Genomic DNA, 24,589 nt, shown 5'->3' with positions numbered 1-24,589 from the left:
AACTTGTTCCGAATGGATGAAGCTAGACAGCTTGTGCTGGTAGACGTTAAGGAAGAAAGGAAGAAGCTTTTGGATTTAGGTGCGCGGAACCTGCGACAGTTCTGCAAAGAACGCCGAATCCAAGGCTATTCTACCGTCTACAACCGTAAAAAACTTGATGGACTCGTTGACTTTCTGATCGCGCAACAAGTGACCTCTGCTCAAGTGGTCGAGTGTGTGGAAATGCTTGCTTAGAATTAAAATTTGGTGAAAAGCCTCGGTAAAAACTGGGATTGCAAAACTACTCCCTTGGGATAGGATAATACTTGCTTGATGACTCTTTCTATTAAGGTTGAGCTTCTAAAATGCGTCCTATACTTCTTGGCGATAGTGTTGGTAAACCTCTCCTAGCGGCTTCTTCTGCTACCTGCATATGGTAGTGGTGCTTTGAGCGACTCGGTTTTCGGTTCTTGCTCCATTCGCTGATTTCGACAATTTTGCTTGCCTCTGTACTTTTGCACTTCTTAGGTCTGCCTACGTTGACACCCAATACTTCATTAGCTTTTGCGATCGCCGATTCCTGGGTTTCTGACAAGATGGTACTTGATGTCCATCTTTTCTTCCACTTTGCTATTGAGTTTTCGGTTACACCAATCTCTTGGGCTAAAGCTACATATTTTTTGCCTTCGTTTAGCCCTAGCAGAATTTTCGCTCTTTTGCTAACTTCATCGCTGCTCGTTGCCGCTATGTGTTCTAGTGCTTGTTTTTCAAGGGAATTTAATATCTGAAGATGAGGCATCTAAAAATTTACCCCTCTTTACTGTACAATTTTGCCAAATGGAATGAAGCCTGATATACTCTTTTTGTAGCGTTCATTTTTTCTAAAAAACCACCCAAAGCCCTGTTTGCACCAGGGCTTTGAGGAGAAAACAAGCCCACCTGTTAGTAAAACAAGGCGGAACATTGTTTTGTCAATTTAATTAACTAGAGACATCATATCATGAGTTTAGCCAGTTTTACAAATCTTTCTTTCGGTAGATGTATTTTTCCCAAAAATAACACCAAAAAATATCTCTTCAATGAAATTGGTTTTAAATGGGTTAATAATAATAGTTTTCTACTGCAAAAATTCTCTTCGGGAGATTGTTTGATAATTAATTGTTCATTATTTACAAAAATTAATTATTTTTTAATAATATCACTTTCACTGTAGAAAGTGCCATCAGTCTTGCTGCGTGAGTTTTTCTACTTTCTGCTTAAGCTTTTCAAAATTGAACTTATCTTTTTTAGGCAATTTGTGACCCGGAGTATCGATATGTCTGAGGTGCATAATCCGGCAATTACATATATTTCTCCTACGGAGTTGGTCGTTCATCCGAAGCTGATAGAAATATATGGTGAATATGAGGATCGTCCGGCTTTGGAAAAAAGTATCTCGGAAAAAGGGATTCTGGAATCTTTAAAGGTATCTGCACGCACTGGTGTAAATGTTGTCTTGGCAGGTAAGTGCCGCTTGCAGATAGCCCGCCAGTTGGGAATTTCTGCTGTGAAGGTGGAATTTGTCGAGTCTAGTTCGCCTGAAGAAGATTTGAAATTAGTGCTTGATTTTAATCTTCATCGAGAAGGCGGGAAGACCCATTACCAGAAATTTCACGAAGGGCAGTACTGGGAGAGCGTACTTCGTCCCCAAGCGAAAGAAAGACAACGGGAAAGTGCCCGTCGTTTGAATGAAACGAAGTATTCAAATTTGAACACTTCGATAGATGAGAATCAATTTCAATTAAAGAAAGGTAAACCTGTGATTCAGGAGGTTTCAGAGAATCTAAGGATAAGCGTTGGTAGTTATCACAAGGGTAAAAAAGTATTTGAATATATTTCTCAATTAAGGGAACTGCAAAAATTTAAGGCAGTTGTTGCACTGGAGGCGGAATTTAACCGGAGTATTGATGCAGCTTACAAGTTTGTTTGCAATCAAGATATCTGTGACCAGGTGATAGACCTGATTGAAGCAGATGAGATAGGTAGTATAAGTGATGGTATCGCTTGGATGCGGAATGGCGATCGCAATCCGTTTCGGCGTTTCCAAGTTGGTCAAGTATATCAATTTAAGGAAAGACTGCGGACAGAGTTGGAAATCGTGGGGCGTGTTATAGGTATAACTAATGAATTTGTTGTGTTTGGATTGAGGAATTTAGTAAATATGAACCTAGAAATCGTGAATCTACGTCCGCGACAGATTGATGCAGAGTTGCAAGATGAACCATCTGCTGAACAGAGAGCAAGAATTCTTCACTTAATGGAAAAGTTTAGTGATGTTTTCCCAGTTCAGGTATCTTTAGCTGAGTTGTTAAAACTCCCAAATTTAACTGATAAAGAGGAGGTTTTATTGCGGATGTATGAGTCTGACGTATTTGAAAAAACTTGGGAGGATTATAAGAACCAAATGCAAGCAATGGAAGTGTCTACAAATAGAAAAAAGGATAATATTCGTGCTGCATAGGTAGCTGTGAGCAGTTAATCTAGCAGAGAATTTATCCCACAATTTAACGTTACCTAATAGATTAGCATCTCAATACTGATTGCAGTACGAGTTCATATTTTGGGTGCCGAACTCGTATGGATATATTTGACTGTTTTTTGTTTTTAAATTTGTTGGTGGAGTGTAATTTCATCTTCACCCATTGTACTAACCTCTGTCAGTTTTTGGTGACACTTTTAGGTGTTACTAGCTTTGCATTCTTATTCCAAAACTATTTTCTAGATTTAGTCGCAACTTCGCTAGAACTGACGTATTTAAATAGCTCTCAAAAAAAAGTTGGGTAGCCGCATTGTTGTTGGTGAAGCGTGTTGGACTAAATCTTAGCCTAAGCCTACGTATGTCTAAGCCTAAACAAGTATAACCTCTGTTTGCTTTCAACCATGAGACGATTACCAGTCGCCTCCAACAAGCGGATAACCAACCGCTTCTTAATAAAACAAAAATTTCAAATTTAGGCTAACACATTTTGACCAACAGCGAGGCTACCTGATGCACTAAAACCATCAGGACAGTCACTCATGTTCCAAGAAGATTTCGGGGCAGATGTTGATAACAGGCCCCAATTAAGTCTTTCGCAGCCTGCAAAAAAGAAAATCAAACCCCACCTACCCGCAGAATCTTTGGGTAAACGCTACGTAGAGCGTTTTTGGCATCCATTTGGGGCGATAGTTGCCCCTTCTTTAGTAGAAGGTGCAAAACCAGCATGGCGTACCATCGATTACTACCTGCAACCTTCTCAACTGTGGAAGCTGCACCAAGATAAGTCAAAATTAGTAGGTCTGCGTTTTGACAACACAACCCGTTACGCCACAATCGATTTAGACTTTGGTGGCGACTACCATAACATTGAATCAATAAATCGTATCAAAGCCGCACTAGAGGACATTGGCATAGTCGATATCGTCATTCTCCAGTCCAGCTTTAGTGGTGGTTATCACTTGATTTTAAACTTTGCATCTCCTCTGCCTACCTTTGCCGTTGCTTGCGCCTTAGAAATTACTTTGAGAAATGCAGGCTTTATTCTGCGCCAAGGACATTTAGAAATCTTCCCCAACACTAAACCATATAGTGCCAAACAAATAACCAACTACAAAGCCATCCGTTGTCCCATGCAACCAGGTAGTGGGTCATTTTTACTTGATGAAGATCTACAACCAATTAGCGACTCCGTTTCTATCTTCCTCGACTATTGCGATCGCGCGGCCAGTCGGCAAGATTTAACCAAATTAAAACGGGTAGCGAACAAAGCCAAAAAACAAATTTCACAGGAGAGATATCGTAAGCAAGAGTCTGCTGATGCTGCACAGTGGCGTGCCAACTGGGAAGAAACAATTGCGATCGGTTGGACAGGACAAGGACAAACAAACACCCTCCTACAAATCTTTGCAGGCTACGGAATCGTCTTTCTAGACTTAAGAGGCGATAAATTAGTCGAATTTTGCCTTTCCACCGCAATTAACGCCCCTGGCTATAAGCAATATTGCAGACACCAACATGAAATCGAAGCTAGAGTACGGCATTGGGTAGAATGCACAATTCGTAACAAATGGTACAGTGCCTACGTGAGTTATCCCGAACGGCTGTTGGGTACATTCGCCAACACATTTGCAGAAGCCATAGCAGGGGTTAGCAGGATCGATCAACCCAAAGATAACGTAATTTTATTTGACCGTCGCCACCAGCAGAACTGGGAACGCAGCCAACAAGCCCAAAGACGCATCCAGATAGTAGTAACAGCAATAGAGTGGGGTAGTGGGTTACCAGCAGGGGCTACTGAACGGGCAAAAGCTATACGTGCTGAGTATAAACGTCGCTTTAACAAAACTATTTCCCAAGAGACTCTACAAAAGCACTTACATTTGTGGCATCCCACACGCTACATTTTAGACCCTTGGGCAGAAAATAGCTTAAACCCTTATCAATCAAGAGAGAACGGGCAATTTAATAGTTTTCAAAACCCATTTTCAGAACAAAATGTTGGAAGCCTTAATAAAATCCATAATTACGGGCATTTTTCCTATATAAAGATTTTTTGTTTACCTCCTGCTGCTACAGCCCCCCAAGGGCTGGAGTCAGCAGTGGTAGTTGAACAACTCGATGTTTCTCAGTCAGATTCAGCTGTTGTCCAGCCTGTGGAAAATCTTGAATTCATAAATTCTTCTAATACTGCTGAAATTAATTCAAATAAAACCAGCAATCAATTAGAGAATTCAGTTCATACAAACATTTTACAACCAAATGAATTTAGTTTTCATCAGGATTTTATATACTCCTGTAGCTCCGGCACGTTGTCAAAAGTTGATAATCAAAACTTATCTAACAGGGAGGATAACGGGCTGGGTGTAGTTTCGATACCTGCTGCGGTTGCACCAGAACCACCACAGGATATTGCTAACAATGGGCGGCAAAGTGCATCCGAGGGTAATTCAACAGCCGCTAGAGTGACAGCAGAATCATCACTCCAAAGTGCCAATAACGGGTTGCAGACTGCATCTGTTGGTGGAGAGGCTGCTGATGTTTCTTACCGCATTGAGGAACTCAAGCGAGTGACAAAACTACGGCTAATGGCTTTAACCCAAGCTAGGGCTAAAGTGCGCCAATACTGCGTAATCACGGGACATATTCTCAGCGCTCAAGAACGCGATCGCTTAGAGCAACGTGCCAAAATGCAATTCTACCTCGATTCGGGTAACGAAACTCTAATTGCAGAAGCTAAGGAGTGGGCGACTGCCAATCCTGGATATTTACCATTTTCCTTGGAGTTAGAGAGCGAAAAATTTTGGTAAAGATGAGGGACATCAGGCGGTAAGATGTTTGGTATTTTAGACTTTAACTGCACAAAAAGAGGTGATTCAGCTTTACAGAAGTTATTATACTTGTGAGTAAAATTTGGTACAAAAATATAGAAGGAGATATGAAAGATATCTTAATGGAAAAACTGTTTAATCAAGCAGTTGAACCAATCTTCCAAGCCAACAATTTAACTAAATATTCAGCACTGAAACAAAGAGAGGATGAATTTAAATTGTTGTTTCATATTGAATTAGCAGAATACGTGGACTCGAAAAGAGGATTTAATTTTTCTCTATTTATTCGTGACTTTTTAAGTGAAGATTGCTTGCCTTACAGGGATGCTATTCAACAAAAATATGGAGAGCGGGCAGCGGATTTGATTGGGGAGTTAATTTGTATTTGAAAGCAAAAAAAGTTAGCTGGTAGTTAGGATTTATGACTATACGGTCACTGTTCCGTGCAACTTTAAAATTATGTATCTTTCTTTTCTTGACTTAATTGTTGCCCAAACTCAGAAATTGACTCTGTAATACTAGCCCGTCTCAACAACTGCTTGAGTTTATCAAGCTCATAAATTTTATTTACTTGCTCAATTAATCCAGGGGGAACTTGATTAAATCTAGCTTCTAGAACTTCAGCGATCGACTCCTGGATAGCCTGCGCTCTGCCTATGCGTTCTATGCTTGTTATGTATGTCATTTCTTGTTCAGCCTCAAAACGATCTAATTCGGCTTTAAAATTTAAGTCTAACTCCGGCGGTAGAGTCATTAATCTATCTAGCAACCGGAAGATTTGCTGGATTTTCTCTCTACTATAGCCTAACTCATACATTCGTTTAATTAAGCTCAACTTCCACTGCAATCGGCCTGCTAAATCTTGAGTTGTCGCTTGTGTCCGCAGGTGCGCCATCACCAGTACAGCAAAAGGACTATCACTTTGTTCTAATTCTGACCAACGAAATTCATAGTCCAGTAGTTTCACAATGGGAAACTGAAGACTCAAGTGACATCCCCAACGACCATAACTATATTCTTGCGGTCGCCAGTTTGCTTGATTATCCCCCAGAATTGCCAAGCTAACAACTTCTTGGTTATAACGGTCAAAGATTCTGTAGTGGTAAGAAAACATCCGTTTAGGGAAGTTGGTATCTACTTGGCTTTGGATTTCCAGGTGAATCAGCAACCAAGTTTCCTTTCCATCTTTTAGCCAAACTTTGATTAGCTTATCGACGAATTGTTTACCAATTTCAGATTCTCTTATCAATTGTTGCAATTCTTGATCGAGAAAATCATAGCCTCGTTCCCAATCAATTTCTGCTTGAATCTCTGGAAAGAAGAATGCAAGAAACGCTTCAAAATATTGTTCTACACCTTCCTTCCAAGCACCATCATAATCAGCTCGTACTTCACTCATAGATTATTTCCGATCAAAATATTATAATGCCCTTTTTGAAAGTCAAGTAACTTTAAACGACATAAAATTTATGACTAATTTACATATCAACAAATGTTGGTTTAATGTGGAATTTTATTGCTTGGCTTTTTGAGCGAGAGGTTACATACTTAGAGTAGTTTATTCAAAATAAATTAGAAAAATTTGATTGAGCAATATAGTTGATAATTTCTTTATTTCATTAATTTGATTTCTTTATTTTTGTTTACGAAATTAAAAATTTAGATTTACATTAACCTAACACAACAAAGTTTAGTTACCTTGTAAATAATATTATGCCTCGAAAAAATAAAGAACAACCAGCCATGTCAAATAATACTTCCTCCAATACTAATGGTAAGCCTCAAAAGCGACTGATAATTATAACAGGTGATAAAGGTGGCGTAGGTAAAAGTACCTTTGCGCGAGCAATATTTCAACTTTATGTCAATAAAAATTTACCCTGTGTTGCTTACGAAGCTGACTTGAGAAATCCTCAAATAGAAAGACATTTTCAGAAAGATTACCGCCCTATAATACGTTATATCGATATTTTTCATAGAGGTGGTGCTGACGATTTATTAATTAATCTAGATGAGAGTGATTGTCCTATCACATTGTTAGACTTACCTGCACAATCTGGAGGTTTCTTTGAAAGTTAGGTCAAAGAGCTTGCATTTTTTGAAGTTCTGAAAACTGAAATTAATTGTCGAGTGACAATGGTTTCAGTGATTAGTAGAGTTCTTGACTCTATAAATGTTTTAGAAAAACTTCGTGAACTTTGTAAAGACTAAGTAGATTATATTGTAGTCAAAAATCTATTTCATGGTGAAGAAGAAAAGTTTGAGCGATATAATGACTCTTCTCTACGTCAGAATATGCTTGCAGAAGGTCTGATAGAACTTGTAATGCCAGATTTATTCTACAAGTCTTATGACTTTCTTGACCGCCATGCTTTAACCTTTAATGAAGGTCAGACTCATAGAGAGACAAATATTGTTATTAAGTCAAGAATTAAATCTTGGCTTGCTGAGTTTGAAGCGCAAATTAAGCCAGCATTTAATTTATTGGGTTTTGATATACAACCAGATGACTGTTACTATCCAGCAGTTGTGGAAAAGTCTAAAGAGCTTAGAGAAAACGAAGAAAAAGAAAAAGCTAAAAACCAAGATGCAAATTTAACATCTCAAGATATAGCTGTTTAATTGAATAGTTTGCTTGTTTGATTATGTTTGGAAAGCGTTTTGTAATTACATCGGGTGATGCTCGTGTGGGTAAGTCCACAGTTTCTAGGCTCTTGCTGGAATTGTACTTAAAAAGTAAATGCAATGCGCGTGTTTTCTACCACGGTTATCGTAACAAGCTATCGATGTATAAAACAAAAGGTTTTGAAATAAACCATTTGGGATTGTCTAGGGGCGATTCGGATAGATTATTACTGGACTTAGAAATGTTTCCAAATATTGATGTAGTTTTGACAGATATGCCAGGTCAAAACCATCAAGAGTTCAAGTTTTTTGATAAAGATGTTTCACTGATAGAAAATCTTAACCATTTCGGATATCGTGTTACTTTCTTGCACCCGATATCACATCGTAAAGACTGTGTTGAAGATTATCTTGAGGATTTATACCAGCATTTTGGTAGTCAAGTTGACTATGTTGTTATCAAAAACTATTACTTTGGCAAGCAATTTCGATACTATGAAGGTAGTCAATTCCAAGCTGATATTAAAAAATTAAATGGCTTGGAGCTAGTTTTGGGGGGATTGCATAACGAATTTTACGAGTTGCTTGAGGATACTGGTTTACCCTATGCTCAACTTATTGAAACTAACTCGCCTCTTAATACTATTCAGCGTTCAATAGTATTCAACTGGATAGAGAATTTTAATAATTCTATTGTTTTTAATGAGATTGCTTTGAATTATTTAGGATTAGGTAATCACTGTACAGAACTAGCTTCTGTAGGTACAAATCAACAAAATCCTTCCAATTTTGATGTAAATCAAGATATTGAATCTGAAGAATGGTAAGTATTAGCTTTACCAAATTGACAGTGAGGTTTTCAATTAACTGTTTAAACAACCTATGACCAATATTGCAAAAGTTGTTGAAAAAGTTATTGCAGAATATTCTGAAGAAAAGAAAGCAGAGGTCACTGATTGGATACTTAAATTAGGTGTTCGACCTGATGACCCCTTGTTTAACCTATACGCGGAACTAGGTACAACCATTGGTCACAAGTTAAGGTTGTGAGGCAGTTGTCAAGGGGATTTGAGAAGGTGGCTGAAAGAAAAATTCAGGTGTGCCTCGTTGTTGATCAGGGAAGGGAGCAACGATGAGCTTCATGTTTGGTTTTCGTTGTCGTTTTGTCGGTTCGCAGACTTAATGAAACTTTCTGAACGCAAGGATAAGCGTTTTGGCGGATTTATTTCGGACTTAGTGAAACTGGATTTGCAGACTAAGTGAAATTTACTTACCAAATTCGCAGACTTAATGAAATTTTCCGCCAAAATAACAACTGAGGGCTGAATTGATTATTGTATAAGGATTGTAGCTGATTTGTTTCGGACTCAATGGTTGAATAAAAATTTGATAGCCATGTAGGTTTAATATACCTGCAAGCGATCGCAATTCATTGCCGAGGAGTTTTTTAAAGCCACACCAACTTAGTTTTAAATAATACATAGACAAATAAGGGATTATACGTATCCCTATTTTCTCCTCCAGTTAAGCGATCGCTCTAACCCCAAAAAAGGGAAAAATATCTGATTAGGGATTATTGTATCTTGAGCTATTAAACCTTCAAATAGTTCGTAATTATAATTTGATAATTGATTGTCATTTTGATTTTCTAAATTCTCTAAATAGTTTAGCTCCTGACGATAATCTATTGAATCTATATTAGGCACTTGACATAACTTATAAATTTGATGTGATAAAGCAAACTGTTCGGCATTAATATTTTTCACCTCAGAATCACGTAAATCAAACCCACACTTGCATTTAAGTAAAGAAGACCTAAAAAACTTAATCGGTTCAAGGCATTGATCACAAGTATTAATCAGCAAACATTTATGGAAAGGACATGCTGTGACACTAAATAAATGCCAAACTTGACGATAATAAGGGGATGATTGCCAACAAACAGAGCATAATCCTGGGCCTTGTTTATGAAGTAATGTTGTCAAAATATTTTCTCTAAATGCTTGAACTACAGATGCATAAATGAATTCTTTCTTGCAAGAATTTACAGAAATAAACGCCATTGACCAAAGGCTACTTTCTGATACTTCAGTAATATAGCTAAGTAAAGATAAATTATCGAATTGAGGAAAAAATATGTTGGCATATCTGCCTGTATTCCTTAACTGAGAAAATTTCAAAATATATTGAGGAGATGAATAGTAATTACTATCAGCAAGTCGTACAATATAGCCAACTAGACTTTCATCAGAGTATGGGCGAGGTCGGCGCAAAAGCTTGTTATCTGTGGACAAGCATACTCTCCCTATTTATGTAAAATTTCCGAGGCTTTTTTAGACTTATTCCGAGCCTTGATTCTCTGGTTATTAGCTCCTATTATTGACGATTCTTGCTGAACATCAACATTAGTTTCACATCTGAGGTATTCATCATTTATCCCATCCAGATAAATCTGGTTTCCATTCATCAACTACTTTGTCATTACTAGAAACTGTGGTATTTACTTCATCAGCAGATTTTCTCTTAGGGCTAGTTTTTCGCTTTTTTGGGGTTTTCAGCATAACTTCAGGTGAATTCAAATCTAAATCTAAATTTTTCTCAACTTGATTAGAGTTAATTAATAACCTATTTTCTTCATCAGACTGTGATGTTTCATATAAGTTAAAAGCACTACCAAGGTCAGATATGCCAGTCATTGCACTCTTGTTATTGAATTCTTCAGATACTGAAACCTCAGCACTAATATTTTCTGCCAACTTCTCTGACGCTGGGTATTCATTGTGAGTTATCTTTAACTCTTCTCTTCCTATACCTTTCCATCTAGCCATTGCAGTACGGGTTTTACCTTTCTTAGTCAAAAGCCATTCCCGTTCTACTATCTCTTGAATTTTCTTCTTGGCTAAGGCTAGGGCAACAATATCTACCTTTTTATACTCAGTCGCTGCCACATTTTTAATCACCTTGTGTTGCCAAAGAGTCAACCCTTGGGTGTACTCATAAGAGACAGCAGGTATGACGATAAAATTGTCAGATACGGGGTCAAAAACATAGATATGAGCCAGGTCAACAGGATCTACTTTAATTGTGGCTTTTTCTGTTAACTGTTTACCAGAAGTTTTTCTCTTATCTTCCTTTTCAAAATAAGACCGTAACCGCACAAGTTCGGGGCTATTGTAGTAAAGACCTTCAAACTCTATACCCCTTCTGGATATCACTCTTTTCTCAATACGTCCTAACAAAACTCTTAACTCTTTGTTAGATGGTGGCAAGGCTGGGGGATACTCTAATATCGCTTTCTCCCAGACTTCATTACGCGGACACAAAAATTCTGGATGAGCATCTTGATTATGAATATCAACAATAAATATATGCAGCATCTCTTGTAAAGCCTCAAAAGACACTACCGCGTTCTTTTGAGGATCATAATCATATTGCTTGGTAAAATCTATGAGAAAATGTCCAGGTTGTCCAACTAAAATCTTCGTGTTCAACATTCCAAAAAATCTTTCTACACCAGCTTTATACCAAGGCATTTTAGGTGGCGTATATTGAATGTGAATTTGCAGTTGAGTACAGGCATCTTTAAAATGTTCGCTATAAAACTCTTTGCCATTATCAACTACCAATGTCTCCATTAATCCATAGCTAGACCATGTGTTCTGTATTTGCGGAAATTTGTACTTTACATAATCTTTAGGTCGAATGGCATTCAGCAGACATTGCATTACACTTAATGAGCTGAAAGGTTCAAAGCTAAGATAATAACCAACAACGACACCTGAATATTTATCAATAGCAGAAGTTAAAGCTGGAGTTCCTATTGGTAAACGAGTTTCATTGTCTACCACAAAAAATGGTAATTTTGTGTGGTCAATTTCTACCCTTTCCAATGGTCGCTTCACTCGCAGAGATTGTTTAACTGGAGCATAGATTCTGTCTGCTCCTCTCTGTCCATATCTGGCTTTAGCTTTTGCATATGGTTCTAGTTTCAGAATATAACGATAGATAGTTGAGCGATGCGGTACTACTAATTTTTCTAAACCAATTTCTTCTCTATGATGATTTTCTTGCTCAATATTGGCAATAACTTCATCATAGACAGCATCGACACTGGCTTTAAATGGAGTTAGATAAATTTTCGCAATTGCCTTTTCTATAATTTGGTTAACTTCAGCTTTTAACTTTGGTCTGTAATCTCCTCTGCTCCTATAATTTGGGACTAATGAACGAGTATCCTGACCTGAATCTTCATAACTTTTTAGCCAGCGGTAAAGTGTGATGTGACTGGGAGGCTGAGAATCATTAATGTTGTGAGAAATTTCTTCTATGATTTTCAATAAGAATTCTTTGGAGCGCTTAGTTTCGTTTTTTTCTAACACAGCAACTGTGTATTTCTCTCTTCTTATAGCCTCCTGTTTTAACTCTAGAGGAATTTGTGTAAAATCCGCCCCAGTATAATCTTTCTTTCCTACTCCTGTAGGATCTACTTGCAGATGGTCGAATTCCAACTCATCTTTGAAAAATAATTGGATTAATTCACTTTGAGATATGCTGGAAACGTTCTGTTTGATGACATCATAAATTTGCAAGTTGCCATCACTTAAACGCTGTTTGATAATGTATTCTCTACCTTTTAACCAAAAGCGCAAACCTTGAAATAGCTTCACCCTACTCATATAGAGAACTCCACCATAGATAGCGCCATTTGACTCATACAAATTGAGCTTTCTAAACTAATAGGTTGTCTAAGATCTATTTTTAGGAATCCCAAAAAAATTAACTTGTACTTATTTTGTGTTGTAGTCTTGTATTACGTTGTAATTGTAAGCATAATATGAGCAACTTACTCAGTTGATGGTTTAAAGCGTGGCAAAACTAACAATTCAAATATCCGATGAACTAGCCGGGCGTTTAGAACCTGTGCAAAATCGTTTACCCGAATTGCTGTGGCGATTGGTAGATATTGAGCCAGGGCAAACAACACAACAACCTCAAGTTAGTACAGAGGCTATAAATATTCCCGAAGTTTATCAAGAAGTTCTAGATTTTTTTATGAAATTAGCATCATCTAAGATGACTTCTAGTTGAAAATTAATCTAAAGTATGTGTCCATATGGCTCGTGATTTATTTCATAATATTGTGAGGTCTGCATTAGAGAAAGATGGTTGGTTAATTACAGATGATCCGCTAACTATTAGGTGTGGTGGAGTTGATATTCAGATTGATTTAGGGGCTGAACTTCTACTAGCTGCGGAAAAAGCTGGAGAAAAAATTGCAGTTGAAATTAAAAATTTTGTAAGTGCCTCGAAAATTTCAGAATTTCACATGGCACTAGGACAATTTATTAATTATCGGACTGCATTGCGTGCAGAAGATCCAAATAGAAATTTATATCTAGCTGTACCATTAGCAATTTATAACGATTTTTTTAATTTACCTTTTATTCAAATTGTCATCAACGAAAACAAATTAAAACTGATTATTTACAATGTTGATACGGAGTCAATAGAACAATGGATAAACTAAATGAATACCGTTCAAAAATAATGCAACTATTAACTAAATATCTAAATTATAAACCTAGTTATGGGGATGTAGAAGTCGAACAAATTTTTGATACAGAGCATGACCACTATCAAATTATTAGTTTGGGATGGAACAATCAAAAGCGGATTTATGGCCCGATCATGCACCTAGATATTAAGAATAATAAAATTTGGATTCAACAAAATACGACGGAAGTAGATATTGCTTTAGAACTAATAGAAATGGGTGTACCTAAGCAAGATATTGTCATCGGGTTTCATACACCTAAAATGCGTCAATTATCAGGATTTGCTGTGGAATAAATCCTCTCTTACAATTACCCCAAAAATTCTACTTGTATGGAAAAAAGAGTGGAGAGTGTAGGATTACCAGCTATTAAATTAATTCCAATTGAAGATGTTGCAGTTAATAGCGGAACAGGAGGTAGTAAAAGACCTGCAAAAATAGCACAACCAACCGATATCCGCCTTGTAAAAGTGCTGGAGTTCTTACGCAGCACCAACCTTGCGCCTAACACTCGGAAATTATATGAACGAGAATTGAAGCGGTTTTTGGCTTGGACTGAGCTACATTATCATGAGTTACGTCCACGACACTTTGGACAGTACAAAGAATATTTAATGCAAGAGGTACGAACTGATGGGAATAAACCTCTTTCCAAAAGCAGCATCAATGCTGGAATTGCCGCTCTTAAGAGCTTTTTTAAGTGGATGTGTTTAGCCTATCCTGACATAATTGCTACCAATCCGACACTAAGCATAAAACTGGAAAAAGTGCCACTGCCACCCGCCCAGAGTTTAACACCAGAACAGATGGAACGGGTGTTGTCAGCTTTAGAATTGCTTGGAGAAACAAAACAACGTGATACTGCGCTAGTTCACATTCTTAGCCACGGACTACGCGCTGGAGAAATTGTGCAGCTAAATGTTGGCTCCTTCGATGGTAAGCTACTGTTTTTGCCGGATACCAAAACGAACGAACCGCGCCTAGTACCTTTGCGTCAATCAAGTCGTCAAGTGTTAACAGAATATTTGCAATGGCGCTTGGAGCAAGGTGAAGAACTAAACAGCCTTAGTCCATTGATGATTTCACACCATGCGTCATATAAGGGCGATCGCTTAAGTTATCACGGCATTTACTTTGCGATAGAGAAAATAGGTGAACTTGCAGGCATTGAGGATTTGCATCCCCACCAATTCCGGCATACTTACGCCACTGATTTACTGCTATTAGGGGTTGATCCCACTCATGCCCGTAAACTGACGGGACATACTAGCGAGAAAGCATTTCGATGTTATACACTCCGCAGTGAACAAGAAGCGGCGATCGCTGCATATTATCGTGCCATAGGCGAAGAGCAACAACAGGAGTAGGGGAATGCCTAAACCATTAGACCCCAAGTGCCAATTGTGCGCCTCTTTGCCAACATCGAAAGCAAAAGTACTGCATGGGCCAGAGGGAGACAAATGCTGGAATCCCAAAGTGTGCCATAATCGCCGTTCGTTTTACCGTCGTCGAAGTGATGATAATTCAGCACAAATAGATAAGATTACGGTCGAAGCACCAGCAACATATTTCGCTGTACTGTACTTATATAAAGAACCAGGGGATAAGCCATTACATGCTCTGGGTGCAGAACTGTGGCTAGGACAAAAACCAGTTTGTCGCTTAGAGCCAATTCACTGCTTTGGGCTAACGGCAGGCAAGATACGTGCCTATACAGATCAGGTATTGCAGGCATTTGCTAAACAATATGATATTTCGCTCTATCAATACAAGGATATGTTTGAAATTAGCCCATCTCATTGCCCAGTGCGTCCTTGCCCATTACATCCAGAGCTATAGTGATGACCGCATACCTGCAATTAACTATTTGGGATTTACTTGATGAGATGTCAGAAGCCCCCCTAACATCTTCACTTGCTCGGGTATGGGATTGTTTGGATGTTGAACTAGAGAATTTATCAACAGAAGAACAGTTATCAACCGCAGCCGCAGCGTTCTATCAAATTGCAGATATTCTCAAATCCCGTGCCGACTTACTGCTAGAAGATGTACGCTCTGGTAATAGTCCTGATGGTCCAGTTATTAGCAGTGATATCTTTGCAGGCTTAGTGCGAACGACAATGCGCCTAGAGTTAGAAGATTTGCTTGAACCACCAATCGAGCAAACTTTTAGACCACATGGGCCACATCAGTTTTCTCACACAGTTCAAAATAGTGAATCAGTAGCAGCCCCTGTAGAAAAAGAGAATGTCCTAGCAATGCTAGAGGAAGTTACTTGTGTGGAAGATGTTCACAAATTAGCAGGTGATGAAGATGTCGGGCGTTGGCTCGGTGCGATCGGCTTATATCTTGCACAAACCAAAGACGAAATTTCTCTGGTGAGATTACAATGTGCGTTGAAGATGCCAATGGTGGAGGTATGGCTAGGGTTATTGCTGGGTGGTTTTCTATTAGAACAGCGTGGAGATTTTTATAGTAGCGAGGATATTTGGGTGATTGGGAATAACCCTCAAAGTATTGTTAAATCAAGCCAGTAGAAGAGCAAAAAATTTCAGAGTTTTCCGCACTTTTGGTGATGGTGCGAAGGCAGAAGTAAAAAGGGGGAAGAAGTAAGAAAGAAAATTTGAATCAAGGCTTGTGGCGTTGACTACATAACTAATAATTTATATATCAGTAAGTTGACGGGTCACACTAGCGAGAAGGCTTTTCGATGATACACACTCGTAGCGAACGACAAGCAGTGATCGCTGCTTTTTATCGTGCTGTTGGTGAAGAAACAACTAGGGACGCTTATTAAGCTACCAGGAAATATCTTTGGTTAACAGAAGCTATCTATTCTAATATCCCGCCAAATCTCAGAAACTTGCCATCCTGAGTTGCCAACAGATTGAACAAGAGGATAGTAACGTACTGAAGTATAATTAGGCTCATTATATTTATCATTTAGCACTTGCTTTGCATCGACTGTTGGTTGTTGGGTATTAATAGTATCGCTTGAAAAATTTTGTTGTTCTGGTTCCTCTTCTTTTTTGAGAATAGGCTTTTCAATTACTTTGATTAGTTGTACGTCCATTTAGATTTTCAAGATATATATACATTTATAGAAGAAAAACAAGATTCTTAGGATTGACTCAAAACCAAACTAATATAGTCTTCGAGTAATCATCAGGTGATCCACAAAAATAATTTATGAAGTCTGATGTTGAAAAAATTACATCAGCCAAACTAGGATACGATAAATTCCTTGAGAAAACCAGTATTCATTGAGAAATTTTTAAGAAGATTTAAAAAGCTAGCCCTTGAATAGGTCGGTATCTACCTTAGATAACCGCTGCACTTTCACGTCAAAGATACGCAACTATAAAATACTATCACCATCAACACTTATCATATCTGAAAGGCTTTTTCAAACGGCAGAGAAATTATCTCCACAGCAAGTAATTCCACGCTTTTGACAGGTAAATTTTCCATAATCTAAATCCCCAACCCCCACTGATAATTATGATGCCGAGAAAATCACAATTCCCGGTATCTTTATGATAATTCTTTCCCAAGCACCACAAAATTACTCATTGAAAATAATCTATATCGTATATCCGCGGATATCCCGTATGCGATGATGGTAGTGAGAAGAGTAAGGGAAGTAGAGGTAGATGGGGAGGTAGGGGGAGTAAGTAAATATTAGAACTTGAAGCAAATGGTTAAAGAACTGGTTAGAAATCACTTCTCCACAACAAAAGCGCGAGGGACTGGTGGAATATCCGCAGATAAATATAAAACTTCTGTCTGAAGAAGACCGGGAGTTGGTGAAGCAGGCCAAGCAGCGTGCTGAGGATTTGCGCTTAACTTTTAAAGAGTTTGTGCTTGATTGCATTAAACAAGCACTCTCCCAAGAGAGTCCAGATGATGCAGATAGTGCAACTGCTGCCGAAATTGAAGCTTTGAAAGCTCAAATCGCCGCCCTGTCAGAGAAAGTGAGCATCCCTTCTGCAAGCAAAACCGAGGTGCATACCCTCCAGGAGCGGTTAAATCAATTGCGGGTGGGGATTTCAAATGAAATTAAGAAGGATAGGGAGCAACTTGCTTCTTTAACGCTGGCGATCTCCCGACTTGAAAGCCAAATTGAACAGCTAATACCTTCCTTAAATCTTCAAGGGGATGGCGAAGGTAATGCTGATAGTGATAGCGATTGGCTTCTTGGGGAAGACTCCGGTGCTGAACTACCGTTAACCTAAGCATGGGAATTGAAGAATGGAGACGGCGAATAAATTCGCCTGCTTTCTTCCATGCTTGAAAGTACCGAGTGTCCCCGCAGCAGAAAACTTGGTGTAGTTCACCTGACTTGAAATCTGCTGTAATTATTTAGTGGAGATTTTAGCCTTGTGTGAGCGTTAATTCTTCACGCTTGGCGAAATTGTTAAGCTGATTACTCCAATAACCGTTACTTTCGCACCTCGATAAAATGGTTTTAAATCATATGCCCTTTGACCGTAAAGGCTTCGAGCATGAGTTCGTGTTAAACCAAGTAAAACACCCATTTCATCGATGAAAACCAAGTTTTTCGGGTCTATAGCTTTCACTTTCTCCCAAAATTCACACCTTAGCTTTTGGACTCTTTGAGTGGCACATTGGCTACTACGTAGCGTCTTTTTTTTGTGTCAACTTTTGTTTTTGCAACACAACCCTGAAATTCACACTTTCACTCAGCAACACCCCCAAATTTAATACGTAATTGTTTAATTTCGGCATCATCTAACTTACGAAATAGTGGAGAAGGAACATTAAACGAGTGACCTGGAGGCAAGACGTTAAGATCCATAGCGTTACTAAAACTCTTCATTCTTTCAGCTTCTGATATATTCAATGCGTCAAAAATTTTCTCTGCTGTCAATGGAATGAATGGTTTAGAAATGATTGCATAGAAATATATCAAGTTGATACAAGTCCGGATAACTTGGGCTGCCGCTTCACGATCCTCTTTAATGAGCAACCACGGTGCTCGCTCGTCACTATACTGATTTCCTATAGACCATAAAGAACAAAGAGTCTCTGCTGCTTTTCGAAATTCCATGTTTCTAAGAAAACTCTTAAGCTGAATCACAAAAGTATTACAAGTCTCTTGCAACTTTTGCTCTAAGTTACCAGGAGGACTTCCTTCTGGAATAGTCGAACCGAAGTGAGTAGAGGCGAACTTAAGGATCCGGTTAACAAAATTCCCAAGATTATCAGCAAGATCCTTATTTACCTTAATTTGTAGTAATTCCCAGGTAAATGCAGAATCAGATGACTCAGGTGCCATAGCAATAAGAGCATAACGCCAGTAATCTGCGGGTAAAATATCTAGAGCTTGATCTAGGAAAACACCGCGTTTTGCACTAGTTGAAAATTTATTACCGTAGTAAGTAAGCCAATTAAAGCCTTTAATATAGTCAGCCATCTTCCATTTTTCACGTGTTCCGAGGATCATGGCTGGCCACATAATTGTATGAAAAGGCAGATTATCTTTAGCCATAAACTGTACATACTTAACATCTTCTGCTCTATCCCACCAAGTTTTCCAATCACGCTTGGCTGAATCCTCTAGTGCCCACTCCTGAGTAGCTGCTATATACTCAATAGGAGCATCGAACCACACGTAGAAAACTTTTCCCTCAAATCCTGAACGCGGAACTGGAACACCCCAATTTAGATCGCGAGTTATACAACGATCTTTCAGTCCCTCATTTAACCATTTCATTGCTATTGACTTAGTTAGATTAGGCCAATTGTTATGACTGCTAATCCATGATTGAATTTCGTCTTTAAGAGCAGAAAGTTTCAAAAAAAGATGTTTACTCTTCCGAATTTCGAGGCGCGTACTACCTGAAATAGCAGAACGTGGATTTTGAAGTTCAGTTGGGTCTAGAACTGATGTACAATTTTCACATTGATCGCCTCTAGCAGACGAATATCCGCAGTTGGGACAGGTACCTATAATGTATCTATCTGGTAAAAAACGGTCATCTTCAAGAGAGTACATTTGTTTTATTTCATGCTCTTCTATGAAACCGTTATTATCAAGTTGTTTATAAAAGTGTTGCGTTAAATTATAGTTATATTTAGATGAAGTTCGACCGAAAAAGTCAAAAGAAAGTAAAAAACTTTTATATATTTCTGCTTGAAGTTGATGTTGATTTTGGCAATAACTCTCTATATCAAGCCCCGCTTCTTTAGCAGCAATCTCGGCAGGCGTACCATGTTCATCAGTGGCGCACACGAAGATAACCGTTTCACCTTCTTGTCTAAGAAAACGCGCATAAACATCTGCTGGAAGCATCGAACCAACAAAATTACCAAGATGTTTTACACCATTAATGTAAGGTAAAGCACTAGTGATTAAATATTTCATATTTTTTCTTTGTGATGATTTCAATGAACAGTTTTCATACGTAGCATTCTATTAAATCTACAATGAAGATCATATATACTTTTTTTAGAAAGTTTAATCTCTGAATATAAGTTTAGCGCCAAAAATGGCAGGGGCATTCATTTTTGGCAGAAAAGCCCAAATAGTAAGTACAGAACTACGAAGGCAAGTTAAGAGGATGTTTTGGTAAGAGGTCGAAGATCCTTGGTGCTAAGAGCCAGCCCAAATGATTGGCTCGAAAAATTAAGGTTATTTACTCAAGAAGATAAATACTGGGACTGGATATTTAAATTAAGATATATTTCTAATCAAGCAAATCTTGAAGGTTATGCAGTTGAGTGCGAAAACAAAACTCAAGGATTAATGATAATAGAAACACAAATGCACGGTTCCCGGTTGAATATTGGTAAGAGACTAGTTTATGTTGATGGTATTGCAACTGCCCCCACTAACCGAATTGAAATTCAGCGTCCGCCTCAATTCAAAGGTGTTGGTCAAGCACTTTTAAATTTTGCCAGAATTAGAAGTGTTGAGCTTGGGTATGAAGGTAGAGTTGGGTTACCAAAAACATGAGTTTAAAGCCTCGCCCTTCAAGGGCAACTTTGCTTAATTTAAAAATAATTTGAGTTTTTAGCTTCATATTTTTGGTAAAATATTAATATGAAAACACTGAAGTTTAAGCTATATCAACACAAAAGAAATAGACACCTCAAACGCATGATAAATGCTGCCGGGGTAATTTATAATCATTGCATTGCGCTACACAAACGCTACTACCGAATGTGGGGCAAGCATTTAAGTTGTGCAAAACTTCAGTCTCACATTGCCAAATTAAGAAAGCGTAACCCATTTTGGCAAACCGTAGGTTCTCAAGCAGTACAAGATATTTGTCAACGCATCGATAAAGCTTACCAATTGTTTTTTAAACATAACAAGAAAGGAGTTAAACCACCAGGATTTAAGAAAGTTAAAAAATACAAATCATTCAGTTTAAAACAAGCTGGTTATAAGTTTTTGGGAGGCAATAGGGTAAAAATTGGGAATCGAGTATATCAGTTTTGGAAGTCTAGAGAGATAGAAGGAACAGTCAAAACATTAACCATAAAACGTACACCGTTGGGTGAATTGTTTATGGTAGTAGTGGTTGATAATTATGCTGAGTCAGAAACCAAGTCCACGACTGGTAAAATAGCGGGGTTTGATTTTGGACTCAAGACATTTCTCACTTGCTCAGATGGTACTAAAGTTGAGTCACCCCAATTTTTTAAGCAGTCCCTCAACGCCATCAAAGTAGCCAGCAGACAGCATTCCAAAAAATTAAAAGGCTCAATCAATCGTGAAAGAGCCAGAAAAAATTTAGTACGCAGATACGAAGATATTTCTCATCGTCGGCGTGATTGGTTTTGGAAATTGGCGCATCATTTGACTGATAAGTTTGATGTGCTATGTTTTGAAACACTCAACCTCAAAGGAATGCAACGTCTTTGGGGTAGAAAAATATCAGACTTGGCATTTGGTGAGTTTCTACAAATTCTAGAATGGGTTGCCAAAAAGAAGAAAAAGAGGGTTGTTTTCATCGACCAATGGTATCCCAGTAGTAAGACCTGTTCGCACTGTGGACAGGTTTTAGAAAGTCTTGATTTGTCTATCAGAGAATGGCGTTGTTCGGGTTGTCAGTCAATGAACGGAAGGGATGAAAACGCCGCAGTTAATATTCAAATGGTTGGGGCATCAACCATTGGGTTAGGCGATGTAAGTCGGTTTGAAACTGCATTTGCTGTTTGAGCCTAGAATCCCCACCATTGAATGGTGGGGAGTATGTCAAGAAAAACAAAATATGTTTAACTGCGGCCCTGAAGAATACGATAATTTGGTTTACTTTGAGTATGGTGTATTGAGACGGAGATAAGGTGAAAATTTATGAATCATCAACAGCAAAATAATAATTCTCAGGTGAATGAGCCAGTAACAACCCAAGAAGCTATAGATTTACTTTTTGGTGAAGGATGGCTCGATGAGGCTGTTCGTATCGAAGATGAAGCCAATTGCAGTATTGGTGCTGGTCTGGATTGGGGTAATGCACTACCACCTTTAATGCTCAACCTTCCTTTATTTGGTCGCCTATCAACGCTGCGTGTATCACTTAACCGTGAAATCAGGCTAATAATTGAAACATGGGATTTAGGTGTAGGTACTTCTTCGGCAACAGAGACTGCAAGGAGACGCATTAAAGAGCGGTTACTATCTCCTGCGCCTGAGCTATTACCTCACTTAGAAGCAACATTGCTACAAGATGATTTATACGGTGAAGAGTTTATATCTAACCGCGAAGCTCTCAAATCGCTACTTGCAGTACTGCTTACTGATTCTGATAGAGCAGAAATTGCAGAGACAGCTGCTAATTCAATACGCACACAAGTTATGTCGCAGGTGAATTTTTCCGAAAAACTTTCTGCTTAAATACTCAATATAAGAACAACAATATTGCATCAAATTCATCAAAGGAGCAACAGCAAGATTAGTAGATCCTCTGCGTCAATCATTAGCTTGCTCCGCTAGAAATCCATACTAATATCAAAGATTTATATTTTATGTTTGGCGTAACCTGCGTTATTCAATTACAATAATCAGTGCATATTTATCCTTTTTTAAAAGTTAAGAGTTCCTTAACTACGCAAATAAATTTATAAACCAAAGTGAATATAAAAAATTACGTATATTATGATAAATATTAACGATATAATCAAAATTATTTTTGTGTAACCCAAAAGGACTGATTAATGACTAGCAAAACCCGCAGTCGCTATTCTTCAAACTGGGATACTATCGCACTTGAGGTCAAATCAAAATCCGACTGGAAATGCACGCGCTGTGGTATACAATGCTTACGCCCAACTGATAAAAGAGATGGGTTAAATCGTAGAGAACGCAGTATTAAAACTTTAGTGGTTCACCATTGGAATTATCTGCCAGAAGATAATCGAGTCGAGAATCTCGCGGCTTTATGCACGGCTTGTCATCTGCTGTTTCATACGCGACGACGGGGAAACATATCACCAGGACAACTATCTTTGTGGTAGAAAAGCCAGTGGTTAAAGACAAATCAATAGTAGATAGTTATGAGAAAGGTAAAAAAGAAATATTATCTTTCTAAGTCAATATTACAACATTTGCTGACGCAATAACTTCATTGAAAAATTGAAGTTGTATAGACATGAAAACTACTACTAATTCTCATCTAAAAGCTAACAAAAAATTAGTAACTTCTGCCCAGCAAATTCAACAAATAAGCACCTTACTAAGCGAGGCGGATTACTATGACTATGAAGCAGAATTAGCACAAGAAAAGTCAGATTACTATCACTTGCGGTACGGGTACTAGATTCAATCTCCCTTCAAGCATCAACTCTTCCTAGTCAACAAGCAGTAGCAGGTAAATAGGTAACTGCTACTGGCTTTTTATATCAAAAAGTAAATCATGACTCAAGCAATTGAACGCGAAATCAATCAACTCACGCTCAAAGAGTTAAGCTTAGATGCTGCTAAACTCTGGTCACAGATAGAAGAAGCAAGCGAGTTAGGCGAAGAAGGTAAAGTAGAACAACTCGTACAAGAACTTATGGGTGTTCAAGATGGTATCGAAACTAAAATTGATGCGATCGCCTGGGTAGTTGACCAGTTAAATCTTGACCTTGAAACCTGGGAAGAAAGAAAAGTGCGAGTAGCCGAACTCCACGACCAGGTAATCAAGCGTCGAAAAACCCAGTTATCGCAAATCAAACGTACCCTTATTTGGTTGCACGAGAAAGGTCTTATCTCTGACAAAAATATTGGTAAGGAAAGGGTAATTGAAATTAGGGACAACCCGCCTAAAGTAGCTAATTTATTAGTAGAAGTAGATGATGAAGATTTTCCTTCGGAGTTTATAACTATCAAGTACCAAGCTAATAATCAAGCAATCCTCGAAGCCTACAAATCTGGTAAAGATGTCAGCAATGTTGCTGAGATAACTATCGGTAAGCAGGTACGGTTTAAAGTTTAATCAGGTGGAAAAATAAATCGTAAATAAATAAACCACAACTAGGAGCATAAGCCCTAATAAAATAAGCAAACAAACACAGACATATCCTATCAATTTCTACAATTTATTATCAAGTGGTTGGAGTAAAATCAAACCACTTTTATTTGATATCAAAAAATCAAAGTATCTTCAAGATTACAACTAGAAAAAATTCCTTAAAGAATTCATATCATTCACTTGCTTCAAAATTACTATTTATTAGTCATATCAAAACATAAATTTAAAATAATGCAAGAGATACTAGACGCAATTCTCTACATCCTCATCTACAGCTTTAGCAGCTTATTTATCCTGATATTTATATTGGAAATGCAAGTAGCGTTTGCTAACCATATTTCAAGCTACACCACAACACGCCACTCTCGTGTAGAAGTGACTAGGAAGAGAGTCTGGGACTATACCGTGCATTCATGCATGAGCGATCGCTCTTGTAATGCTATAACTCCCTCATGCCTTTTTTAGCTTTAGGTAATGTCCAGCAAATACCAGAAGACAGCACTACGCTAGCGACAGCTTTTAGAAGGATTACACGCTTTGCTATGCCAAAAATCCCACAATGCGATCGCACCAGCAATAAATCGAGCGCAGCGTTCTGGCT

General features: G+C 38.2%; 24 protein-coding genes and 3 pseudogenes. 20 read left to right on the top strand and 7 right to left on the bottom strand.

Annotated features, from left to right (window positions below; translation table 11 throughout):
- Positions 1–234: pseudogene (locus U2718_RS20005) on the top strand (hypothetical protein); the annotation flags it as partial.
- A gap of 91 nt (positions 235–325) precedes the next feature.
- On the opposite strand, the gene U2718_RS20000 reads toward U2718_RS20005, so the two are convergent.
- Positions 326–778 (bottom strand): helix-turn-helix domain-containing protein, encoded by a 453-nt coding sequence (locus U2718_RS20000; protein ID WP_045873776.1) that lies wholly within the window; start codon positions 776–778, stop codon positions 326–328.
- 516 nt (positions 779–1,294) lie between these two features.
- On the opposite strand from U2718_RS20000, the gene U2718_RS19995 reads away from it, so the two are divergent.
- From U2718_RS19995 to U2718_RS19985, 3 genes are all read left to right on the top strand, one after another.
- Complete coding sequence (locus tag U2718_RS19995) at positions 1,295–2,479, top strand: hypothetical protein (protein ID WP_342002242.1); 1,185 nt, start codon at positions 1,295–1,297, stop codon at positions 2,477–2,479.
- A gap of 557 nt (positions 2,480–3,036) precedes the next feature.
- Complete coding sequence (locus U2718_RS19990; protein ID WP_342002243.1) at positions 3,037–5,304, top strand: hypothetical protein; 2,268 nt, start codon at positions 3,037–3,039, stop codon at positions 5,302–5,304.
- Between the two features lie 128 nt (positions 5,305–5,432).
- Positions 5,433–5,714: a hypothetical protein gene (locus tag U2718_RS19985; protein ID WP_342002244.1), complete on the top strand. Its 282-nt coding sequence runs from the start codon at positions 5,433–5,435 to the stop codon at positions 5,712–5,714.
- A 68-nt stretch (positions 5,715–5,782) separates the two neighbouring features.
- Here U2718_RS19985 and U2718_RS19980 read toward each other — a convergent pair whose 3' ends face one another.
- The gene (locus U2718_RS19980) at positions 5,783–6,724 is read right to left on the bottom strand and encodes a transposase (RefSeq protein ID WP_342002245.1); all 942 of its coding nucleotides are present in this window, start codon (positions 6,722–6,724) and stop codon (positions 5,783–5,785) included.
- A 314-nt stretch (positions 6,725–7,038) separates the two neighbouring features.
- On the opposite strand from U2718_RS19980, the pseudogene U2718_RS19975 reads away from it, so the two are divergent.
- The 3 genes and pseudogenes from U2718_RS19975 (at position 7,039) to U2718_RS19965 (ending at position 9,000) form a co-directional block, all read left to right on the top strand.
- A pseudogene (locus tag U2718_RS19975) lies at positions 7,039–7,947 on the top strand (chromosome partitioning protein ParA).
- 23 nt (positions 7,948–7,970) lie between these two features.
- Entirely contained in the window at positions 7,971–8,777 is an 807-nt protein-coding gene (locus U2718_RS19970) for a hypothetical protein (RefSeq protein ID WP_342002248.1), read from the top strand.
- 55 nt (positions 8,778–8,832) lie between these two features.
- Positions 8,833–9,000 carry a hypothetical protein gene (locus U2718_RS19965; RefSeq protein WP_342002249.1) on the top strand — a complete coding sequence of 56 codons (168 nt, stop codon included), beginning with the start codon at positions 8,833–8,835 and terminating at the stop codon, positions 8,998–9,000.
- 458 nt (positions 9,001–9,458) lie between these two features.
- On the opposite strand, the gene U2718_RS19960 is transcribed toward U2718_RS19965, so the two are convergent.
- Both U2718_RS19960 and U2718_RS19955 read right to left on the bottom strand, forming a co-directional pair.
- A complete protein-coding gene (locus tag U2718_RS19960) occupies positions 9,459–10,244 on the bottom strand; it encodes a TniQ family protein (protein ID WP_342002251.1) in 786 nt (261 codons plus the stop codon).
- 135 nt (positions 10,245–10,379) lie between these two features.
- The gene (locus tag U2718_RS19955) at positions 10,380–12,626 is read right to left on the bottom strand and encodes a Mu transposase C-terminal domain-containing protein (RefSeq protein ID WP_342002252.1); all 2,247 of its coding nucleotides are present in this window, start codon (positions 12,624–12,626) and stop codon (positions 10,380–10,382) included.
- A gap of 190 nt (positions 12,627–12,816) precedes the next feature.
- On the opposite strand from U2718_RS19955, the gene U2718_RS19950 reads away from it, so the two are divergent.
- Genes U2718_RS19950 through U2718_RS19925 form a run of 6 tightly spaced genes read left to right on the top strand, consistent with a single transcriptional unit; the run spans position 12,817 to position 16,041 of the window.
- On the top strand, positions 12,817–13,038 hold the full coding sequence (locus U2718_RS19950) for a hypothetical protein (RefSeq protein ID WP_342002253.1): 222 nt from the start codon (positions 12,817–12,819) through the stop codon (positions 13,036–13,038).
- Between the two features lie 25 nt (positions 13,039–13,063).
- Positions 13,064–13,477: an element excision factor XisH family protein gene (locus U2718_RS19945; protein WP_342002254.1), complete on the top strand. Its 414-nt coding sequence runs from the start codon at positions 13,064–13,066 to the stop codon at positions 13,475–13,477.
- Positions 13,465–13,800, top strand: a complete 336-nt coding sequence (locus tag U2718_RS19940) for a XisI protein (RefSeq protein WP_342002255.1) — start codon at positions 13,465–13,467, stop codon at positions 13,798–13,800. Before U2718_RS19945 ends, U2718_RS19940 begins: the two co-directional genes overlap by 13 nt.
- A gap of 36 nt (positions 13,801–13,836) precedes the next feature.
- Positions 13,837–14,871 (top strand): site-specific integrase, encoded by a 1,035-nt coding sequence (locus U2718_RS19935; RefSeq protein ID WP_342002256.1) that lies wholly within the window; start codon positions 13,837–13,839, stop codon positions 14,869–14,871.
- 4 nt (positions 14,872–14,875) lie between these two features.
- A complete protein-coding gene (locus U2718_RS19930; RefSeq protein WP_342002257.1) occupies positions 14,876–15,343 on the top strand; it encodes a hypothetical protein in 468 nt (155 codons plus the stop codon).
- 2 nt (positions 15,344–15,345) lie between these two features.
- Positions 15,346–16,041: a hypothetical protein gene (locus U2718_RS19925; protein WP_342002258.1), complete on the top strand. Its 696-nt coding sequence runs from the start codon at positions 15,346–15,348 to the stop codon at positions 16,039–16,041.
- Positions 16,042–16,322: 281 nt separating this feature from the next.
- On the opposite strand, the gene U2718_RS19920 is transcribed toward U2718_RS19925, so the two are convergent.
- Positions 16,323–16,577 carry a hypothetical protein gene (locus U2718_RS19920; RefSeq protein ID WP_342002259.1) on the bottom strand — a complete coding sequence of 85 codons (255 nt, stop codon included), beginning with the start codon at positions 16,575–16,577 and terminating at the stop codon, positions 16,323–16,325.
- Between the two features lie 679 nt (positions 16,578–17,256).
- On the opposite strand from U2718_RS19920, the gene U2718_RS19915 reads away from it, so the two are divergent.
- Complete coding sequence (locus tag U2718_RS19915) at positions 17,257–17,739, top strand: hypothetical protein (protein ID WP_342002260.1); 483 nt, start codon at positions 17,257–17,259, stop codon at positions 17,737–17,739.
- Positions 17,740–17,895: 156 nt separating this feature from the next.
- Here U2718_RS19915 and U2718_RS19910 read toward each other — a convergent pair whose 3' ends face one another.
- Both U2718_RS19910 and metG read right to left on the bottom strand, forming a co-directional pair.
- Entirely contained in the window at positions 17,896–18,060 is a 165-nt protein-coding gene (locus U2718_RS19910) for a hypothetical protein (RefSeq protein ID WP_342002261.1), read from the bottom strand.
- 143 nt (positions 18,061–18,203) lie between these two features.
- On the bottom strand, positions 18,204–19,916 hold the full coding sequence (gene metG / locus U2718_RS19905) for a methionine--tRNA ligase (protein WP_342002262.1): 1,713 nt from the start codon (positions 19,914–19,916) through the stop codon (positions 18,204–18,206).
- Between the two features lie 177 nt (positions 19,917–20,093).
- Between metG and U2718_RS19900 the strand changes: the two are divergent.
- From U2718_RS19900 to U2718_RS19875, 6 genes and pseudogenes are all read left to right on the top strand, one after another.
- Positions 20,094–20,471: pseudogene (locus U2718_RS19900) on the top strand (GNAT family N-acetyltransferase); the annotation flags it as partial.
- A gap of 99 nt (positions 20,472–20,570) precedes the next feature.
- Entirely contained in the window at positions 20,571–21,695 is a 1,125-nt protein-coding gene (locus U2718_RS19895; RefSeq protein WP_342002263.1) for a transposase, read from the top strand.
- A gap of 135 nt (positions 21,696–21,830) precedes the next feature.
- On the top strand, positions 21,831–22,370 hold the full coding sequence (locus tag U2718_RS19890) for a hypothetical protein (protein WP_342002264.1): 540 nt from the start codon (positions 21,831–21,833) through the stop codon (positions 22,368–22,370).
- Between the two features lie 320 nt (positions 22,371–22,690).
- On the top strand, positions 22,691–22,990 hold the full coding sequence (locus U2718_RS19885) for an HNH endonuclease (protein ID WP_071524687.1): 300 nt from the start codon (positions 22,691–22,693) through the stop codon (positions 22,988–22,990).
- Between the two features lie 134 nt (positions 22,991–23,124).
- Entirely contained in the window at positions 23,125–23,292 is a 168-nt protein-coding gene (locus U2718_RS19880; protein ID WP_190659352.1) for a hypothetical protein, read from the top strand.
- A 96-nt stretch (positions 23,293–23,388) separates the two neighbouring features.
- Positions 23,389–23,952: a siphovirus Gp157 family protein gene (locus U2718_RS19875; RefSeq protein ID WP_342002265.1), complete on the top strand. Its 564-nt coding sequence runs from the start codon at positions 23,389–23,391 to the stop codon at positions 23,950–23,952.
- Positions 23,953–24,589: the final 637 nt, after the last annotated feature.

Source organism: Chlorogloeopsis sp. ULAP02, from assembly GCF_038404745.2.
In the GTDB taxonomy this organism is placed as follows: domain Bacteria; phylum Cyanobacteriota; class Cyanobacteriia; order Cyanobacteriales; family Nostocaceae; genus Chlorogloeopsis.
Note: the sequence above shows the minus strand (reverse complement) of the source record. Positions and strands in the feature narration are given on the sequence as shown.

Coding starts and splice junctions, on each gene's coding strand:
- U2718_RS19880 (WP_190659352.1), top strand. CDS start 23,125: ATGAAAACTACTACTAATTCTCATCTAAAAGCTAACAAAAAATTAGTA.
- U2718_RS19890 (WP_342002264.1), top strand. CDS start 21,831: ATGAATCATCAACAGCAAAATAATAATTCTCAGGTGAATGAGCCAGTA.
- U2718_RS19935 (WP_342002256.1), top strand. CDS start 13,837: ATGGAAAAAAGAGTGGAGAGTGTAGGATTACCAGCTATTAAATTAATT.
- U2718_RS19965 (WP_342002249.1), top strand. CDS start 8,833: ATGACCAATATTGCAAAAGTTGTTGAAAAAGTTATTGCAGAATATTCT.
- U2718_RS19885 (WP_071524687.1), top strand. CDS start 22,691: ATGACTAGCAAAACCCGCAGTCGCTATTCTTCAAACTGGGATACTATC.
- U2718_RS19970 (WP_342002248.1), top strand. CDS start 7,971: ATGTTTGGAAAGCGTTTTGTAATTACATCGGGTGATGCTCGTGTGGGT.
- U2718_RS19955 (WP_342002252.1), bottom strand. CDS start 12,626: ATGAGTAGGGTGAAGCTATTTCAAGGTTTGCGCTTTTGGTTAAAAGGT.
- U2718_RS19875 (WP_342002265.1), top strand. CDS start 23,389: ATGACTCAAGCAATTGAACGCGAAATCAATCAACTCACGCTCAAAGAG.
- U2718_RS19925 (WP_342002258.1), top strand. CDS start 15,346: ATGACCGCATACCTGCAATTAACTATTTGGGATTTACTTGATGAGATG.
- U2718_RS20000 (WP_045873776.1), bottom strand. CDS start 778: ATGCCTCATCTTCAGATATTAAATTCCCTTGAAAAACAAGCACTAGAA.
- U2718_RS19920 (WP_342002259.1), bottom strand. CDS start 16,577: ATGGACGTACAACTAATCAAAGTAATTGAAAAGCCTATTCTCAAAAAA.
- U2718_RS19980 (WP_342002245.1), bottom strand. CDS start 6,724: ATGAGTGAAGTACGAGCTGATTATGATGGTGCTTGGAAGGAAGGTGTA.
- U2718_RS19945 (WP_342002254.1), top strand. CDS start 13,064: ATGGCTCGTGATTTATTTCATAATATTGTGAGGTCTGCATTAGAGAAA.
- U2718_RS19995 (WP_342002242.1), top strand. CDS start 1,295: ATGTCTGAGGTGCATAATCCGGCAATTACATATATTTCTCCTACGGAG.
- U2718_RS19985 (WP_342002244.1), top strand. CDS start 5,433: ATGAAAGATATCTTAATGGAAAAACTGTTTAATCAAGCAGTTGAACCA.
- U2718_RS19895 (WP_342002263.1), top strand. CDS start 20,571: ATGAAAACACTGAAGTTTAAGCTATATCAACACAAAAGAAATAGACAC.
- U2718_RS19940 (WP_342002255.1), top strand. CDS start 13,465: ATGGATAAACTAAATGAATACCGTTCAAAAATAATGCAACTATTAACT.
- U2718_RS19930 (WP_342002257.1), top strand. CDS start 14,876: ATGCCTAAACCATTAGACCCCAAGTGCCAATTGTGCGCCTCTTTGCCA.
- U2718_RS19990 (WP_342002243.1), top strand. CDS start 3,037: ATGTTCCAAGAAGATTTCGGGGCAGATGTTGATAACAGGCCCCAATTA.